This is a genomic window from Acidovorax sp. GW821-FHT09B03 (genome assembly GCF_059418305.1).
This window is the reverse complement of the sequence record NZ_JBWKPP010000002.1, coordinates 565,493-581,584: the sequence shown is the minus strand read 5'-3', so window position 1 is coordinate 581,584 and position 16,092 is coordinate 565,493. Positions and strand designations below refer to the sequence as shown.

The 16,092-nt window shown below is 69.3% G+C and carries 13 protein-coding genes; 5 read left to right on the top strand and 8 right to left on the bottom strand.

Annotation, left to right across the window (positions count from 1 at the left end):
- The first annotated feature begins 67 nt into the window (after positions 1–67).
- Positions 68–1,192, top strand: coding sequence for a sensor histidine kinase (locus AC07PA_RS06000; protein ID WP_494609293.1), 1,125 nt, complete (start codon positions 68–70; stop codon positions 1,190–1,192).
- Positions 1,192–1,983, top strand: a complete 792-nt coding sequence (locus tag AC07PA_RS05995) for a LytR/AlgR family response regulator transcription factor (RefSeq protein ID WP_494609292.1) — start codon at positions 1,192–1,194, stop codon at positions 1,981–1,983. Before AC07PA_RS06000 ends, AC07PA_RS05995 begins: the two co-directional genes overlap by 1 nt.
- Here AC07PA_RS05995 and AC07PA_RS05990 read toward each other — a convergent pair.
- The 6 genes from AC07PA_RS05990 to AC07PA_RS05965 all read right to left on the bottom strand — a co-directional run bounded on the left by AC07PA_RS05990 (position 1,888) and on the right by AC07PA_RS05965 (position 11,662).
- A complete protein-coding gene (locus tag AC07PA_RS05990) occupies positions 1,888–2,658 on the bottom strand; it encodes a hypothetical protein (protein WP_494609291.1) in 771 nt (256 codons plus the stop codon). The two genes, AC07PA_RS05995 and AC07PA_RS05990, sit on opposite strands and share 96 nt — an antisense overlap.
- 75 nt (positions 2,659–2,733) lie before the next feature.
- Positions 2,734–4,170 (bottom strand): NAD-dependent succinate-semialdehyde dehydrogenase, encoded by a 1,437-nt coding sequence (locus AC07PA_RS05985; RefSeq protein WP_145696963.1) that lies wholly within the window; start codon positions 4,168–4,170, stop codon positions 2,734–2,736.
- Positions 4,171–4,325: 155 nt separating this feature from the next.
- Positions 4,326–5,810, bottom strand: coding sequence for an efflux transporter outer membrane subunit (locus tag AC07PA_RS05980; RefSeq protein ID WP_007854637.1), 1,485 nt, complete (start codon positions 5,808–5,810; stop codon positions 4,326–4,328).
- A 19-nt stretch (positions 5,811–5,829) separates the two neighbouring features.
- Positions 5,830–9,063 (bottom strand): efflux RND transporter permease subunit, encoded by a 3,234-nt coding sequence (locus AC07PA_RS05975; RefSeq protein WP_494609290.1) that lies wholly within the window; start codon positions 9,061–9,063, stop codon positions 5,830–5,832.
- Between the two features lie 32 nt (positions 9,064–9,095).
- Complete coding sequence (locus AC07PA_RS05970) at positions 9,096–10,340, bottom strand: efflux RND transporter periplasmic adaptor subunit (RefSeq protein WP_007854633.1); 1,245 nt, start codon at positions 10,338–10,340, stop codon at positions 9,096–9,098.
- Positions 10,341–10,780: 440 nt separating this feature from the next.
- Complete coding sequence (locus AC07PA_RS05965; protein ID WP_007854632.1) at positions 10,781–11,662, bottom strand: alpha/beta hydrolase; 882 nt, start codon at positions 11,660–11,662, stop codon at positions 10,781–10,783.
- A gap of 166 nt (positions 11,663–11,828) precedes the next feature.
- Here AC07PA_RS05965 and AC07PA_RS05960 point away from each other — a divergent pair, with 166 nt between their 5' ends.
- Positions 11,829–12,746: a LysR family transcriptional regulator gene (locus AC07PA_RS05960; protein ID WP_494609289.1), complete on the top strand. Its 918-nt coding sequence runs from the start codon at positions 11,829–11,831 to the stop codon at positions 12,744–12,746.
- A gap of 46 nt (positions 12,747–12,792) precedes the next feature.
- A complete protein-coding gene (locus tag AC07PA_RS05955) occupies positions 12,793–13,095 on the top strand; it encodes a VF530 family protein (RefSeq protein ID WP_007854629.1) in 303 nt (100 codons plus the stop codon).
- A 10-nt stretch (positions 13,096–13,105) separates the two neighbouring features.
- Here AC07PA_RS05955 and AC07PA_RS05950 read toward each other — a convergent pair whose 3' ends face one another.
- Positions 13,106–13,723, bottom strand: coding sequence for a DJ-1/PfpI family protein (locus AC07PA_RS05950; RefSeq protein WP_494609288.1), 618 nt, complete (start codon positions 13,721–13,723; stop codon positions 13,106–13,108).
- Between the two features lie 87 nt (positions 13,724–13,810).
- Here AC07PA_RS05950 and AC07PA_RS05945 point away from each other — a divergent pair, with 87 nt between their 5' ends.
- A complete protein-coding gene (locus AC07PA_RS05945; RefSeq protein WP_494609287.1) occupies positions 13,811–15,142 on the top strand; it encodes an aminotransferase-like domain-containing protein in 1,332 nt (443 codons plus the stop codon).
- Here the strand turns inward: AC07PA_RS05945 and AC07PA_RS05940 are convergent.
- Positions 15,139–16,062 carry a carbon-nitrogen hydrolase family protein gene (locus AC07PA_RS05940; protein WP_494609286.1) on the bottom strand — a complete coding sequence of 308 codons (924 nt, stop codon included), beginning with the start codon at positions 16,060–16,062 and terminating at the stop codon, positions 15,139–15,141. The two genes, AC07PA_RS05945 and AC07PA_RS05940, sit on opposite strands and share 4 nt — an antisense overlap.
- Positions 16,063–16,092: the final 30 nt, after the last annotated feature.

The window sequence follows — 16,092 nt, the reverse complement described above, 5'->3', positions numbered from 1 at the left end:
CCCGGGAGAATTCTTGGCGAGACTCCCACCACCGCAAACTCCAACGACTTCTCCAGCCGACGAAGCAATGCACATTTCGACGAACGGACCCCCACCGTCGACGAACGACACCACCGACCTGCCCGGCGATGCCGCCGCCAGCGCCTGGTCCGGCCTGCGCCGCACCACATTGCAGCTGGCCGCGGTGTTCTGGAGTGCCGTGCTGCTCAGCGACAGCATCCTGTGGGGGATCGCTGGCGTCGACCCGCTCGAATCGCTCTCGGGCAAGCTGGTGCTCAACAGCTTCGGCGCCCTGCTCACCATCGGCATGTCGGCACTGCTGTTCCGGCTGCGCCGCCGCGGCATCCTGTTCAAGGCGGCCATGGCGTTTGCGCTGTCCATGGCCTGCGCGCCGCTGTACAGCCTGTTTGATTTCCAGGTCTACCGCTTTTACGTGGCGCCCGAGGTGCCCGACTTCAGCTGGCGCAACTTCGGCTACACCATGGTCTCAAGCATGGCGATGTTCTTCGGCTGGTCCTGCCTGTATGTGTCCATGGTCTATGCCTTCGAGGTGCGGGATCGCGAACGCAGCCTGGCCGCCGCGCGCGAGGAGGCCCTGCACGCCCAGATGCGCGCCCTGCGCTACCAGGCCAACCCCCATTTCCTGTTCAACACCCTCAACTCCATCGCCGGCCTGGTCGAGGAAGGCGCCACCGCGCGTGCCGGCCGCATGCTGCTGTCGCTGTCGATGTTCCTGCGCACCACGCTGACCATCGACCCCCTGCAGGACGTCAGCCTGGCGGATGAGCTGGTGCTGCAGGAGGACTATCTCGCGATCGAGCAGGAGCGCTTCTCCGACCGCATGGGCTTTGCCGTGGAGGCCCCCGAGGAGGTGCGGCGCGCGCTCGTGCCCAGCCTGATCCTGCAGCCGCTGATCGAGAATGCCGTCAAGCATGGCGTGGGCCAGTCCGCGGCGCACACGCAGATCACCATCCGCGCGCTGCGCCAGCAGGACGTTCTGCGGCTGGTGGTCGAGAACGATCTGCCGGCCGGCGGGCGCCCGTCGGCGGACACCGTGGTCGGCTTCGGCATCGGCCTGCGCAATGTCGCGGACCGCCTGCGCATGCGCTTTGGCGAAAGCGGCCGGTTCAGCGCCCGCACCCATGGGGGGCAGTTTCGCGCCGAGATCGAACTGCCCTGGAGGACCGCATGATGGACCCCATCGACGTGCTGGTCGTGGACGACGAGCCGCTGGCACGGCGCCGGCTCATCCGGCACCTGCAGCGCCTGGACTGGGTCGGCGCGGTCGCGGAAGCGGCCACCGTGCAGCAGGCCCTCGCCAGGCTGGCGGAGTTCGACGCGCGCATTGTCCTGCTGGACATCCAGATGCCCGGCGGCAGCGGCTTCGACCTGGTACCCCACCTGCCCGCCCCGGCACCCGCCGTCGTGTTCGTGACCGCCTTCGACGACCAGGCCCGCCGCGCATTCGACGCCCATGCCATCGACTACGTGACCAAGCCCATCGATCCGGGGCGCCTGCACCTGGCCCTGGAGCGTGCGCGCCAGGCCGTGCTGTCGCAAGGCCGCCAGGACCGGATCGCGGAGCTGGAGGAAGTCATTGCCAGCCTGCGCAGCGCAGCCGCCGCCGCCGCGCACCGCCATGCCGGCACCAGCGACCTGTGGGTGAGGTCGGGCCACAACTACCTGCGCATTCCGTGCAGCAGCATCACCCACATCCAGGCGGAGCGCGACTACGCGCGCATCCACGTGGACGGCAGGGATTACCTGCACGGCGAGAGCCTGTCCGACCTGGAGCGCAGCCTGCCTGGCGGGGAATTCATGCGCATCCACCGCAGCACGCTGGTCCGCCTGGGCGCGATCTCCCATGTGTCGGTCGGCCGGTACTCCTCACTGAGCGTCGTGTTCCCGGGGGGCAAGACCGCCAAGGTCGGACGGACCTACGCGGCCGATGTCCGGGCTCGGCTGATGCAGCCGGCACTCTGAGGGGAGGGCCGCCACCACCTGCGCCAGCCAGTCGGGTACAGGGTCCGTGGTGGCCGCACTCCACGCAAACATGCGCGTAAAGCTGCGAAATTCCGACAGATCGCCCGGGGGGAGCGTGCGCGCCACGGCTTCAAAGCGTGCCAGCAAGCCGACGGCCTCGGGATGGATCTGCGCCACCTGTTCGAGGTAAGCGATGGCAAACACCAGGTTGGAGAGCGCAGGCTTCTCGGGCTTGCGCTCAAGCTTTCGGATCAGGGGGTCGGACCAGGCCTTCACGGCCGGGTAGGCCCGCGGGTCGGCTACGGCCGCCAGGGCCCAGAGCACATAGCTCTTGAGCGTTCCCTTGCGCACCAGGCATTCGGTGAGCCAGTCCGTCGCCTCGGCCCCACAGAGCCGGGCCACGGCCAGGACCGAGGTGGCCTTGACGTCCTGCATCGAAAAGTCGGCCAGTTCCTTGAGAACCGGCAGGGCCTCCGTGGCATGAAGGTCCGCCAGGCTGTGGCAGGCCAGCGGCATGGCCGACCTGGGCTTGTGGTTGCGCAGCACGCCCAGGAGGCCCTGGACGTCGTAGGGGACGCCAAGCCGGCGGAAATAGGCCCGGTCTTGCAGCATGTCCCCCTCGCCGCGCACCAAGGCCGCGGCGCTGGGGTGCAGCACAGGTGCAGGTGTCGGCATGTCCTAGCTCCTGAACAGGTGAAACAGAGCAGGCCTCTGGCATCCAGGGGCCTGCAGGCAAGGATCACACCGCCATCAGACGTTCATGATCGAGACCAGGCGCGTGTTCAGGTGCGCCTCGACAGCTTCGGAGCCGCCCTCGGAGCCATAGCCCGAATCCTTCAAACCACCGAACGGCAGCTCGGCCGCAGGGGCGGCCGCCTGGTTGATCCACAGCATGCCGACTTCCAGGCGCTGCGACAGCAGGTGGGCGTTCTTGAGCGAGCGCGTGAAGGCATAGCCGGCCAGGCCGAAGGGCAGGCGGTTGGCCTCGGCGATGGCGTCCTCGATCTTCTCGAAGCCGCGCACGGCGGCCACGGGGCCGAAGGGCTCTTCGTTGAAGATGCGGGCCGACAGCGGCACGTCGTTGAGCACGGTGGGCTGGAAGAAGTTGCCTTCGCTGCCGATGCGCTCGCCACCGGCGGCCAGTTGCGCGCCCTGCTGCACGGCGTCGGCCAGCAGGTCGGCCATGGCGGTGATGCGGCGCGGGTTGGCCAGCGGGCCCATCTGCGTGCCCTGGACCAGGCCGTCGCCGACCTTCAGGCCCTGGGCGTGGCTGGTGAGCGCGGCCACGAATTCGGCGCGGATGCTCTCGTGCACCAGGAAGCGCGTGGGCGAGATGCAGACCTGGCCCGCATTGCGGAACTTGGCGCCACCGGCGGCCTTGATGGCCAGCGCCACGTCGGCATCCTCAGCGACGATCACCGGGGCATGGCCGCCCAGTTCCATGGTCACGCGCTTCATGTGCTTGCCGGCCAGGGCCGCGAGCTGCTTGCCCACCGGCGTGGAGCCGGTGAAGGTGACCTTGCGGATGATAGGGTGCGGGATCAGGTAGTTGGAGATCTCGGCCGGATCGCCATAGACCAGGCCCACGGTGCCGGCGGGCACGCCGGCATCGGCGAAGGCGCGGATCAGCTCGGCCGGGCTGGCCGGGGTCTCTTCAGGCGCCTTGACGAGGATGGAGCAGCCGGCCGACAGTGCGGCCGCGAGCTTGCGCACCACCTGGTTGATCGGGAAGTTCCAGGGCGTGAACGCGGCCACGGGGCCCACGGGGTCCTTGATGACCAGCTGCTGGGCCTTGAGGTTGCGCGAAGGCACGATGCGGCCGTAGACGCGCAGCGATTCGTCGGCGAACCATTCGATGATGTCGGCCGAGGCCATGGTCTCCACCTTGGCTTCGGCCAGGGGCTTGCCCTGCTCCTGCACCATGATGGCGGCAATCGCGTCCACACGCTCGCGCATCAGCGCGGCAGCGCGGCGCATGGTCTTGGCGCGGTCGGCCGCGGGGATGTCGCGCCAGGCCTCGAAACCCTTCTGCGCAGCTTCGAGCGCACGGTCCAGGTCGGCCTTGCCGGCATGGGCCACGCGGCCGATTTCCTTGCCGGTGGCGGGGTTGTGCACGGCGATGGTCTTGCCGTCGGCGGCGTCCTGCCACTGGCCGGCGATGAAGAGGCGGGTATCGGGATAACTCATGCGGATGCTCCTGATTAGCAAGGGGGTGTGAAGGGGGCGGCCACGCAACCAACGCATTGGCCGAGCGGCGACACCCGGCACTATAGGCCCCTTGCTGCAGGCCGGGGCGGGCACCCCGGAAAGCCCCTGTCAAGATCCACAGGGACAGCAGCCCCTCAGCGGGCGGGTGCCTGCGCCAGGGTGGCGCCCTTGCCATCGCCCCAGCCGCCGCCCAACGCGCGGATCAGACCCACGGTGGCCGTGTACTGCGCGGTGCGCACCTGCAGCGCCTGGCGCCGGTTGCGCAGCTCGCTGCGGCGTGCGTCCAGCAGTTCGAGCTGGCTCACCAGGCCGTTGCGGTAGCGCGAATCCGACAGCTGCGTGGCGCGCACGGCCGACTGCACGGCACGGCCCTGGGCCTCGGCCTGGCCGGCGAGCAGGCGCAACGCGCTCAGCTGGTCCTCCACCTCGCGGAAGGCGGTGAGCACCTGGCCGCGGTGGGCGGCCATGGCGGCTTCCAGCCGGGCGCGGGCGCCCTCTTCCTGGGCCTTGCGCTGGCCGCCGTCGAAGATCGGCAGCGACAGCAGCGCGCCAATGCCCCAGGAGCGGGCCGACCACTTGAACAGGTCACCGAGCTCGGGCGAGGCCTGGCCGGCATTGCCCGTGAGGGTGATGGCCGGGAACCAGGCCGCCTCGGCCACGCCCACGCGCGCCTGCGCCGCCAGCACCGAAGCCTGCGCCGCCGACACGTCGGGCCGGCGCGCCAGCACCGTGCCGGGCACGCCGGCCGGGATCACGGGCAGGGCCGCATCGCTGGCGGCCGGGGCCACGGCAAAGCCCGTGGCCACGTCGCCCACGAGCACGGCCAGGGCATTGGACAGCAGCGCCTGCTGGCGCTCCAGGGCCAGGGCCTCGGATTCGGTGGCCGCGACCTCGGTCTGCACGCGCGCCACGTCCAGCTCGGCCACATCGCCGGCCTGGAAGCGGCGCTGCGTCAGGCGCAGCGTGTCGCGGTAGGCGCCCAGGCTTTCGCGCACCAGCAGCTGCTCGGCCTGCACCGAGCGCAGCTGCAGGTAGGTCTGCGCCACGTCGGCCTGCACCAGCAAACGCGTGCTCTGCAGCAGCGCATCGCGGGCCTGGGCATCCAGGCGCGCGGCGTCACTGGCCTTGGACAGGCGGCCGAACAGGTCAAGCTCGTACGAGACGTTGAGCCCCACCGAGGTCAGCGTCGACGCCTGCGTGCTGCCCGTGGTGCCGGCGCCGGCCTGGCGTGTGGCACCGGCCGAGGCACCCACCTGCGGGGCGCGTGCGGCATCGGCCGAACGCAGCAGCGAGCGCGCCTCGGCCAGGCGGGCGGCCGCCTCCTGCACCGTGGTGTTGCCGCTGGCGGCACGCTCCACCAGGGCGCTGAGCACCGGGTCCTGGAAGCCCAGCCACCATTCGCCGCGCGGCTGCGCCTCGGCGGGGGCGGCGGTGGTCCAGGCAGGTGCGCCATCGGCCACGCTGAAGCTGGCGGGCACGGCCACGCCGGCATGCTCGGGCTGCTGCGCGACAGGCGTGCCCATGCAGCCGGCCAGCACCAGGGCGGCGACCAGCGGCGCCAGGCGCGCCGCACGCCGCACGGTCAGGGAAGGATCGGAAAAAATCGTGTTGGCATTCATGGCAAAGACTCCCTTGCACTCATTCGTCATGGCCGCGCGGTGCAGCCAGTATCGGGTGGGCCACGGCGCCGGGGCCGGTGGCATCGGTCAGCGGAGCCGTATGGCTGCCGTGGTTGGCCAGGGGGCGGTTGCCCGCCAGTCGGCGCAGCACCACGTAGAACACGGGCGTGAGGAACAGGCCGAAGGCCGTCACCCCGATCATCCCGGCGAACACCGCCACGCCCATGGCGCTGCGCATTTCGGCACCGGCACCGGTGGACAGCACCAGGGGCAGCACGCCCATCACGAAGGCCAGCGAGGTCATCAGGATGGGGCGCAGCCGCAGGCGGCTGGCCTCGATGGCGGCCTGCACGGGCGTGCGCCCGGCAAACTCCAGCTCACGGGCGAACTCCACGATCAGGATCGCGTTCTTGGCCGATAGCCCCACCAGCACGATGAGCCCGATCTGCGTGAACACGTTGTTGTCCCCCTTGCTGAGCCACACGCCCGCCATGGCGGCCAGCAGGCCCATGGGCACGATCAGGATGATGGCGATCGGCAGTGTCAGGCTTTCGTACTGCGCGGCCAGCACCAGGAACACCAGCAGGATGGCGATGGGGAACACCAGCACGGCGGAATTGCCGGCCAGGATCTCCTGGTAGGTCAGCTCGGTCCACTCGAAGCCGATGCCTTTGGGCAGCGTTTCGGCGGCGATGCGCTCGATGGCGTCCTGGGCCTGGCCCGACGAGAAGCCGGGACCGGGCTGGCCGTTCACGTCGGCCGCGAGGAAGCCGTTGTAGCGCATGGCACGCTCGGGGCCGAAGCTCGGCTCGAGCTTCATCAGCGCCGACAGCGGCACCATCTCGCCCGTGGTGGAGCGCACCTTGAGCAGGCCCACGTCGTCGCTGCGGGCACGGAAGGCCGCATCGGCCTGCACGCGCACGCTGTAGGTACGGCCGAACTGGTTGAAGTCGTTAGCGTACAGGCTGCCCAGGTAGATCTGCAGCGTCTCGAAGATGTCCGTCACGGGCACGCCGAGCTGGCGCGCCTTGGTGCGGTCGATGTTCGCGTACAGCTGCGGCACGTTGACTTGCCAGCTGGTGAACAGGCCGGCCAGCTCGGGCGTCTGGTAGGCCTTGGCCATGAAGGCCTTCACGGCCGAGTCCATGGCCTCGTAGCCCAGCGATGCACGGTCTTCGATCTGCAGCTTGAAGCCGCCCGTGGTGCCGAGGCCCGCCACCGGTGGCGGCGGGAACATGGCGATGAAGGCTTCCTGGATGGCACCGAACGACTGGTTCAGCTGGCCCGCCACGGCGCCGCCGCTCTGGTCGGCACGCGTGCGCTCGGCAAAGGGCTTGAGCGTGGCGAAGACGATGCCGGAGTTCGAGCTGTTGGTGAAGCCGTTGATCGACAGGCCGGGGAAGGCGATGGCGTCTTCCACGTTGGGGTTCTTCTTCATGATGTCGCCCATGCGGCGGATCACGTCCTCGGTACGGTCCAGCGTGGCGCCATCGGGCAGCTGCGCAAAGCCGATCAGGTACTGCTTGTCCTGCGCGGGCACGAAGCCACCGGGAATGACCTTGAACAGGCCGAAGGTCACCCCCACCAGCGCCAGGTAGACCACCAGCATCAGCGCCTTGCGGCCGATGACGCGCTTGACGCCGCCGCTGTAGGCCTCGGAGCCGCGGTGGAACACGCGGTTGAAGCCGCGGAACACACCACCGAGCACCTTGTCCATACCGCGCGTGAGCGCGTCCTTGGGCTCATGGTGGCCCTTGAGCAGCAGCGCGCTGAGCGCCGGCGACAGGGTCAGCGAGTTGATCGCCGAGATCACCGTGGAGATCGCGATGGTGACCGCGAACTGGCGGTAGAACTGGCCCGTGAGGCCGCTGATGAAGGCCAGCGGCACGAACACCGCCACCAGCACCAGCGCGATCGCGATGATGGGGCCGGAGACTTCGCGCATGGCGCGGTAGGTGGCCTCGCGCGGGGTCAGGCCGGCCTCGATGTTGCGCTCCACGTTCTCCACCACCACGATGGCGTCGTCCACCACGATGCCGATGGCCAGCACCAGGCCGAACAGGCTCAGGGCGTTGATCGAAAAGCCCAGCAGGTGCAGCACGGCGAAGGTGCCCACCACCGACACCGGCACGGCCAGCAGCGGGATGATGGAGGCGCGCCAGGTCTGCAGGAACAGGATCACCACGACCACCACCAGCGCGATGGCCTCGAGCAGGGTCTGGATCACCGACTTGATGGAGGCCCGCACGAACTGCGTCGGGTCGTAGGCGATGCGGAATTCCACGCCTTCGGGCATGTTCTTCTGCAGCTCGTCCATGGTCTTGCGCACGTTGGCCGAGATGTCCAGGGCATTCGAGCCCGGGGCCTGGAACACGCCCATGCCCACGGCCGGGTCGTTGTTGAGCAGCGAGCGCAGCGAGTAGTCGGCCGCGCCCAGCTCCAGGCGGGCGATGTCGCGCAGGCGCGTTACCGCGCCGTCGGCACCGGTCTTGACGATGATGTCGCCGAAGTCGTCCTCGGTCTGCAGTCGGCCCTGGGCGTTGATGGACAGCTGCAGGTCCACGCCAGGCAGGCCGGGAGAAGCACCGACCACGCCGGCGGCGGCCTGCACGTTCTGGCCGCGGATGGCAGCCACCACGTCGCTGGCCGAGAGGCCGCGCTGCGCGACCTTCTGCGGGTCGAGCCAGACGCGCATGGAGTAGTCGCCACCGCCGAAGATCTGCACCTGGCCCACGCCCTGGATGCGCGCCAGGCGGTCCTTGACGTTGAGCACGGCGTAGTTGCGCAGGTAGTCGATGTCATAGCGGCCGTTGGGCGAGACCATGTGCACGACCATGGTCAGGTCGGGCGCGCTCTTGACCGTGGTGACGCCCAGGCGGCGCACTTCCTCGGGCAGGCGTGGCTCGGCCTGCGAGACGCGGTTCTGCACCAGCTGCTGGGCCTTGTCGGGATCGGTGCCCAGGGCAAAGGTCACGGTCAGCGTCATCACGCCGTCGGTCGTGGCCTGGCTGCCCATGTAGAGCATGCCTTCCACGCCGTTGATGGATTCCTCCAGCGGCGTGGCCACGGTTTCGGCGATGACCTTGGGGTTGGCGCCCGGGTACTGGGCGCGCACCACCACCGAGGGCGGGGCCACCTCGGGGTACTCGGAGATCGGCAGGCTGCGCAGCGCGATCAGCCCTCCGAGGAAGATGAGCACCGACAGCACCCCGGCGAAGATGGGTCGGTCGATGAAGAAGCGGGATAGATTCATGGCGATGGTCTTTCAGCAGGCGCGCGGTGCCCTTATGCGGCAGGCGACTTGGCGGCGCGGGCTTCCTTGCGGTCGGCGGAAGGGATTTCGGCCTTGGCGGTCATGGGGACGGACTGCGGGGCGACGACGGCGCCAGGGCGCACGCGCTGCAGGCCGTTGACGATGATGGTCTCGCCGGCCTTCAGGCCCGAGGTGACCACGCGCAGACCTTCGATGGGCGCACCCAGCGTGACCTCGCGGTACTCGGCCTTGTTGCCCTCTCCCACCACCAGCACGAACTTCTTGTTCTGGTCCGTGCCCACGGCGCGCTCGTTGATCAGGATGGCCTGCGAGCTGCGTGCCTGGCCCATGCGGATGCGCGCGAACTGGCCGGGAATGAGGTCGCCATCGGCGTTGTCGAACACGGCGCGCACGCGCACCGTGCCGCTCCTGGCATCGACCTGGTTGTCGATAAGCTGCAGCTTGCCTGCGTGCGGCGTGCCGCCCGAGGTGCCGGTGCCCATCTGCACGGGGATGCGCTCGATCAGGGTGCGGGCGCTGCTGCCGGACTTCAGGTCCTGCAGCGCCTTGACGACGATCTGCTCGTCGGTATCGAAGCTCGCGTAGATCGGGCTCACCGAGACCAGCGTGGTCAGCACCGGCGCACCGGCGCCCGAGGCCACCAGGTTGCCCACGGTGACTTCGATGCGGCCCACACGGCCGGCCACGGGGGCCCGCACCTGGGTGTAGCCGAGGTTCAGGCGCGCGGCCTGCAGCGCGGCCTGGGCGGCACGCAGGTTGGCGTCGGCCTCGCGCTGGGCGTTCTGGCGCTCGTCGTGCTCGCGCTGGGCGATGGCGCTTTCCTGCAGCAGGCGCGTGGCGCGCTCCAGCTCGCTGCGGGTGTAGGAGACGCGGGCCTGCGCTGCGGCGACCTGTGCCTCGGCGCGGTCCACCTCGGCGGCGTAGGGGGCTGGGTCCACCGTGATCAGCAGGTCGCCCTGCTTGACCAGCGAGCCTTCACGGAAGTGCACGGCCTGCACGGCACCCGCCACGCGCGGGCGGATGTCCACGCGCTGCACAGCTTCGAGCCGGCCCGAGAACTCGTCCCACAGGCTGATGTCCTGTTGCAGCACGGCAGACACGGAGACGGGTACGGCCTGGGGCTGCGCCGCACCGGCGGTGGCCTGGGCCGAGGGCGACTGGAACACCAGCACGGCGGATGCGGCGACGGCAGCGGCGGCCGTGGCCAGGGTGGCGAGGCCCAGGGGGCGCTTGGGGAAAGGAAGATGGAAGTTCATGGTCACTTTCTGTGGCGGGGCAGTTCTCGCGGAACACGCCCCGCTGCGGTTTTCAAGATCGGGTGGATTGGAGACGGACGAAGTCTGGGCACTGACACGGTGGCAAGGTCAACACCGGCTGCGCAGTGCGGCGGCTTTTGTGTCGGCAGTGGCAGTGCTCCCGGGTGCAGCAGCCTGCAGGTCGATGGTGTTCATGGGCAATTCCTCCGTGTCGTTGATATGGGCAAAACAGATCGTCAAAAAGCGCGGGCAACAGCCGGTCCGTACCGATCTGTGTCGGCACTTGCACCAGCTCCTGGCCAGTCATGGGCAAAGCATTCCCCCTCCGGCGCCAATGGCCGGAAATTACGGGGTGAGCGCCTGGCTCGGTAAGTGGGGTGGCGGGAGTATCGAACCTCAACTTAAGTTGAGGTCAACCACATCCTACAAACCCTGGGGTTTCAGGTGGGGGCCGGACATCGGGTGTCCTCGAAAAACTGCCGGATCTGCACCAGCGCGCCTTCGGCGCAGGGGCATTCACGCTGCTCAGCCTCCAGGGCTTCGGGCATCTCTCCGGCTTTGGGAAACACATGGCGCCGTACCAGCAGGCCGGCGGATTCGAGGCGCGCGGCATAGGCCAGCGCCTCGTCGTGCATGGGGTCGGTGTCGCCCACCATCACCAGGGTGGAGGGCAGTCCTGCCAGGCGGTGCGCGGTGGCAGGCACAGCGTAGGGGTGTTCGGCATCGCGCGGGCAGCGCAGGAAGTTGCGCCAGCCCTCGGTCCATTTGCAGCCGGTGGCGTCGCCCGTGGCTTCGCGCACCGAGGCCGTGCCCACGCAGGGGTCGAGCATGGGCGACAGCAGGATCTGGCCGGCCAGCGGCGGGTGCGACTGGTCGCGCGCCATCACCGAGACGGCGGCCGCCAGGTTGCCGCCGGCCTCTTCGCCGGCCAGGTAGATCTGCGCACCCTGGCCACCGAGCTTGACGCGGTTGCGAAACGCCCACTGCAGCACGCCATAGCCGGTGTTCACGGGCTGGGGAAACGGGGTCAGCGGATAGGCCACCGACACCACCACGGCGCCGGCCCTCTCGAGCAGGTCGGCCACGGTGCAGCCGGTATCGAGGTCACCCGTGGTGAACGCGCCGCCGTGGAAATGCACCACCAGCGGCGAGGGCTTGCCGGGCTGCTTGCGGCCATAGACGCGCACCGCCACCTCTTCGCCCTTGGCCACCTCAATGGTGGCGTCGGTGCGCTGGGGAGCGCCCGCTGCGCTGCCCGAAGCCTTGGAAGAGGCTCCGGCACGGGGGGACGGCGAAGGTGGCGACGGACGGTCGGGCTGCATGGCATGGACCCATTGGATTGACGATGGATGAAATGTAGTACCTGCCGCCTGCCCGATAAACAGGCCAAACACCACTGCACTGTTTCCAAAAGCTCAACAATCAAATGCAAACCGCATGTGAGAATTCCGCTGCACCCACTGGTGGGTGCAAGTACAAGGAGAGCCCATGGACCAGATACAGGCCATGCGCATATTCGTGCGGGTGGTGGAGGCCGGCACGTTCACAAGGGCGGCGGATTCGCTTTCGCTGCCCAAGGCCACGGTCACCAAGCATGTGCAGGCGCTGGAGGAGCGCCTGCGCGTGAAGCTGCTCAACCGCACCACGCGCCGCGTCACCGTGACCGCCGATGGCGCCGCCTACTACGAGCGCACCATCCGCCTGCTGACCGACCTGGACGACATCGAGGCGAGCATGACCAACGCCCGCTCGAACCCGCGCGGGCGCCTGCGCGTGGACGTGGGCACCTCGATGGCGCAATTGCTCATCCTGCCCAACCTGGCCGAGTTCCATGCGCGCTACCCCGACATCCAGGTGGACCTGGGCGTGAGCGACCGCATGGTGGACCTGATCAGCGACAACGTGGACTGCGTGATCCGCGGCGGCGAGTTGACCGACCAATCGCTGGTGGCGCGGCGCATCGGCAACCTCGAATTCATCACCGTGGCTTCGCCCGACTACCTGGCCAAGCACGGCACGCCCGTACATCCGCTGGAGATCGAGGAAAAGCACGCCATCGTCGTCTACTTCTCGCCCCAGACTGGGCGCCACTACCCGCTGGAGTTCCGCAAGGGCGATGAGTCGGTGGACATCACCGGCCCCTACCAGGTCAGCGTGAACGAGAGCAACGCCTATGTAACGGCGACCGTCTCGGGCCTGGGCATCGGGCAGGTCACGAGCTTCCAGGCCACGCGCCACCTGGAGACCGGCGCCCTGGTGCGCCTGCTGCCCGAATGGACACAGCCCCTGCTGCCGATCTACGTGGTCTACCCGCCCAACCGCCACCTGAGCGCCAAGGTGCGCGCCTTCGTGGACTGGACGGCCGAATTGGTGCAGCGCAACTCGCACCTGCAACGCACGACCTGACCCCCCGCAAGCCGCTTCGCGCCATCCCCCAAGGTATGCTTGGGACATGAGCGACGCCCCCGACACCCCGACGCCCGAACCCGGGACCCCGCCAGAAGCCACGCCCGCCAAACCCGCCCAGCCGCGCAACCCGCTGCACGGCGTGACGCTGGAGGCCATGGTGGTGGGCCTGGCCGATTACTTCGGCTGGGCTGGCCTGGCCGAGCGCATCCCGGTGCGCTGCTTCCAGAGCGACCCGAGCGTGGGCTCGAGCCTCAAGTTCCTGCGCAAGACGCCCTGGGCGCGTGAGAAGGTCGAGAGCCTGTACCTGTTCATGCTGCGCGACCAGCGGCGCAACGCGCAGGAGTAAGCGCTCAGCCTCAGACCGGCTCTGCCGCCGGCAGGTAGCGTTCGATATGGCCCATGGCGCGGGCCACGTAGTCGTCCTTCTCTCCCACCGGGGCGAAGTAATGCAGGGCGGTAGCAGCCTCCTCCACGCCCGCCAGGCGGGCAATCACCCATCCCGCCAAGTACGACGATGCGAGGCAGCCCCCTGCCGTCGCCACATTGCCGTGGGCAAAGAGCGGCTGGTCCAGCACGGTGACGCCCGCCGCCTGCACCCAGGGCTTGGTGGTCAGGTCCGTGCAGGCCGGCACGTTTTCGAGCAGGCCCAGCCTGGCCAGCACCAGCGCACCCGAGCACTGGGCGCCCAGCAGTTGGCGCACGGGGTCGAACTGCATCTGCGCCATCAGCGCTGCGTCTTCCACCACCTCGCGGGTCTGGATGCCGCTGCCCACCAGCACCGCATCGGCGTCGCGCGCCCAGGCCAGCGACGCCTGGTGCGGCTCGACCACGATGCCGTTCATGGAGCGCACACGCGCCGTGGGGCAGACCAGGGCCACCTCCCAGCCCGGGCGCTTGACCCGGTTGAGGATGCCCAGGGCGATCAGGGAGTCGAGTTCATTGAAGCCGTCGAAGGCCAGCAGGGCAATGCGCATGGTGTGCTCGCAAGGGATGAAGATGCGCCATCGTAGGCAGGCCACTTAGTACAATCAAAGAATTGTCATAGATACACTGGGATTGCGATGGGCCTGGTCCGGTACAAGCAGGTCGTCGATGCGTTGGCGGCCGACATCCGCACCGGCCGGCTGCGGCCTGCCGCCCGCCTGCCCACGCACCGCGCGCTGGCGGCGAAGTACGGTCTGGCGCTGGGCACGGCCAGCCGCGTGTATGCCGAACTGGAGGCCATCGGCCTGGTGGTCGGCGAGACCGGGCGCGGCACCTTCGTGCGCGACCCGTCGTACCCGCGGACGGGGGCCGACCTCACCGCGCCGCAGGCCAGTGCCATCGACCTGTCGTTCAACAACCCCAGCGTGCCCGGCCAGACCGAACAGCTGCGCGAGGCCCTGCGCCAGCTCGCGGCCTCGGGCGACCTGGAATCGCTGCTGCACTACCAGCCCTACGGCGGGCGCCTGCACGAGCGCGCCATCGTGGCGCGGCACCTGCAATCGCGGCTGCTCAAGGTCGGCGGCGAGCAAGTCCTCATCGTCAACGGCGCCCAGCACGGCATGGCCATCGCTGCGCTGGGCCTGCTCAACCCCGGCGACATCGTGGCCGTGGACGCCCTCACCTACCCCGGCTTTCGCGTGCTGGCCGAGCGCCTGCGGCTGGACCTGGCGCCCGTGCCCGTGGGGCCGGAGGGAACGGACCTCGACGCGCTGCAGCGCCTGTGCCATGCGCGGCCCGTGCGCGCCATCTACACCATGCCCACCTTGCACAACCCGCTGGGCTGTGTGATGCCGGCACGCGCACGCGGGCGCCTGGCGATGATTGCGCGCCAGCACGACCTGCTGGTGATCGAGGACGCGCCCTATGCCTACCTGGCCGGCGACGCCCTGGTGCCCATCGCCGCACTCGCGCCGGAGCGCACGGTCTACGTCTCCAGCCTGTCCAAGAACGTGGCCACCGGCCTGCGCTTCGGTTTTGTCGCGGCCGCGCCGGCACTGATCCCGGCGCTGGAGCGCGCCATCCGCGCCACCTCGTGGAACACGGCCGGCGTGCTCACGGCCATGGCCTGCGCCTGGATCGAGGACGGCACCGTGGCGCGGCTGGAGGCCGAGAAACGCGCCGATACGGCCCGGCGCCAGGCCCTGGTCACCCAGGCGCTGGGCGGACTTCCCCTTGTGCGCCACCCACACTCGTACTTCGTCTGGCTGCCGCTCGGTGACGACCAGCGTGCCGACCGCATTGCGGCCACGCTGCTGCAGCGCGGCGTGACCGTCTCCACCGCAGAGGCCTTTGCCACCACCACCCATGTGCCCCAGGCGCTGCGCGTGGCGCTGGGCTCGGTAGCGCTGGACGACCTGCCCCAGGCCCTCGCACTGGTGCGGCAGGCCGTGGAGCAGGACTCGTCCTAGTCGTTGAAAACGACGCTCTGGCGCGCTCTCCGGTCCACCTGCAAGCTGAAGATGTCGGGCCGCGCATAGTGGCCCACCACGTCGAAGTCGTAGCGGGCGCGCACCAGTTCCGCCACGTCGATCTGCGAGGTGAGCAGGCCGGTGGTGTTCTGCAGCGGACCGGCGAGCACATCGCCCAGCGGCCCCACGATGACGCTGTTGCCGCGGATCAAGGGGCGGTCGGCGTCCCAACCGGGCGCGTCGATGCCCAGCGCGCGCGGCGAGGGCTGCACCTGGCAGGCGCTGATGACAAAGCAGCGCCCCTCGTGCGCGATGTGGCGCATGGAGCATTGCCAGATGTCGCGCTCGTCCACCGTGGGCGCGCACCAGACCTGCACGCCCTGGGCGTACATGGCGGTGCGCAGCAGGGGCATGTGGTTCTCCCAGCAGATCACGCCGCCCACGCGGCCGACGGCCGACTCGATCACCGGCAGGGTGGAGCCATCGCCCTGGCCCCAGATCAGGCGCTCGGTGCCCGTGGGCATGAGCTTGCGGTGCCTGGCCACCAGGCCCTTGTCGGGGTCGAAGTACAGCGCCGTGCAGTACAGCGTGCTGCCCGCGCGCTCGATCACGCCGAGCACCAGCATGGCGCCGGTGCGCTGGGCCAGGCCAGCCAGGGCCTCGGTCTCGGGCCCGGGCACGTCGATGGCGCTCGCGTGGTAGCGCGCATAGGTCTCGCGGCCCTCGGGCAGGCGGTAGCCCAGGCGGGTGCCAAAGATCTCGCCCTTGGGATAGCCGCCCAGCAGCGCCTCGGGCATGACGACGAGGCGTGCGCCCGAGGCCTTGATCTCGCCCTCGAACGCGAGCACGTTGGCCAGGGTCTGGGCAGTGCCCTCGGGGGAGGAGCCGATTTGCAGGGCGGCGACGGTGGAAAGGGTCATGGCAGGGTTCCTGGGGATGGAAGACAAGCG